The sequence below is a fragment of the Nocardioides ferulae genome, assembly GCF_003660455.1.
GTDB lineage: Bacteria > Actinomycetota > Actinomycetes > Propionibacteriales > Nocardioidaceae > Nocardioides > Nocardioides ferulae.
Genome location: NZ_QZVR01000055.1, coordinates 1 through 1,314, shown reverse-complemented (window position 1 = coordinate 1,314; position 1,314 = coordinate 1). Strand labels below are relative to the sequence as shown.

Sequence of the window (1,314 nt, the reverse complement as noted above, 5' to 3'; positions counted from 1 at the left end):
TGTGGTTCCCCCCGAATCGTGGAGGGCTTCTCTATGCGGCTTCCCGGTCGGGGGCCGCGGTGTTCTCGTAGTTGACCGGGCTCATCATGCCCGCCGAGCTGTGCCGGCGGTCGTGGTTGTAGAACCCGTAGCACCAGTCCAGCACGACGGCCTGGGCCTGGCCGGTGTTGGTGAACTCGTGGCGTGAGAGAACCTCCCACTCCAGGCTGCTGAAGAACGCCTCGGCGGCGGCGTTGTCGAAGCACGACCCGACTCGGCCCATCGATTGGCGGACCCCGAGCTGGCGGCACAGCTTGGTGAACGCGTTCGCCGTGTAGGTCGAGCCGCGGTCGGTGTGGAAGACGACCCGCTGGGACTCCTCGGTGCGCCAGTTCGGACCGTTGACCGCATCGACGCCGCCGCGGCCCGCGATGGCCATCTTGAGCGCCGCGCACGCCAGTTCGGCGTCGGGGTGCAGCGACGTCGCGGCCCCCAGGAGACGCCGGCTGTAGAGGTCAATCACGGTCGCCAGGTATAGCTTGCCGGCAGCGGTGGGGATCTCGGTCATGTCGCCGACCCAGCGGGCGTTCTGGCGGTCCGCGGTGAAGTCGCGGCGCAGCAGGTCGGGGAACTTCGGGGCGGTCTTGTCTTGCCGGGTCAGCCCGTTCCTACGCCTGATCCGCCGTGCCACGAGCCCTTGGCGGCGCATCGAGTCCGCGACCGTCTTCTCGCTCACGGTCCAGCCCGCATCACGCAGGTCGTGGACCAACCGCGGTGAGCCGTGCAGGCCCCGGGCTTTGCCGAACGCGACCCGCACGGCGCGGTCGATGGTGTCGCGGCGCCGGTCCCGCGTGGTGTGCAGCCCGGTGCTCGCGGCGGGACTGTTGGCGCGGTCCCGCCACTTGTAGAACCACGCCAGGCTGACGCCGAGGAGGGCGCAGACGACCGTGTGTGGCACGCGGTAGTTGGTCCTCTGGTCGGCGATGAAGCGTGCCACGCTCACTTCGTCGCCTCCTTCACCCACAGGACCACGGATCGCTTGAGGACATCACGCTCCATCCGGAGCTCGGCGACCTCGGCACGGAGCCTCTTGAGCTCCTCCACGTCGTCCTTCGAGAGCCCACGAGTGCCCTCGGCAGCCTCGCGCGCACGGGCAACCCAGTTGCCCAGGGTGCCCTCGTTCACGCCAAGGTCACGCGCTACCTGCGCAATCGGCTTGTTGGTCTCTTCGACGATCCGAACAGCTCCCTCACGGAACTCCCGGTCGTACTTCTTCCGCTTCTCTGGCATCTCGATCCTCATTGTCGATGCCTCTACGGTCCGGGGGGAACCTCA

2 protein-coding genes are annotated in these 1,314 nt (G+C 68.1%); both read right to left on the bottom strand.

Annotated features, from left to right (window positions below; translation table 11 throughout):
• Positions 1–31 precede the first annotated feature (31 nt).
• On the bottom strand, positions 32–982 hold the full coding sequence (locus tag D6B71_RS22385) for an IS3 family transposase (RefSeq protein WP_121259011.1): 951 nt from the start codon (positions 980–982) through the stop codon (positions 32–34).
• Positions 979–1,281 (bottom strand): transposase, encoded by a 303-nt coding sequence (locus D6B71_RS22380; protein WP_206051929.1) that lies wholly within the window; start codon positions 1,279–1,281, stop codon positions 979–981. The genes D6B71_RS22385 and D6B71_RS22380 overlap by 4 nt, the downstream gene beginning before the upstream one ends.
• Positions 1,282–1,314 lie beyond the last annotated feature (33 nt).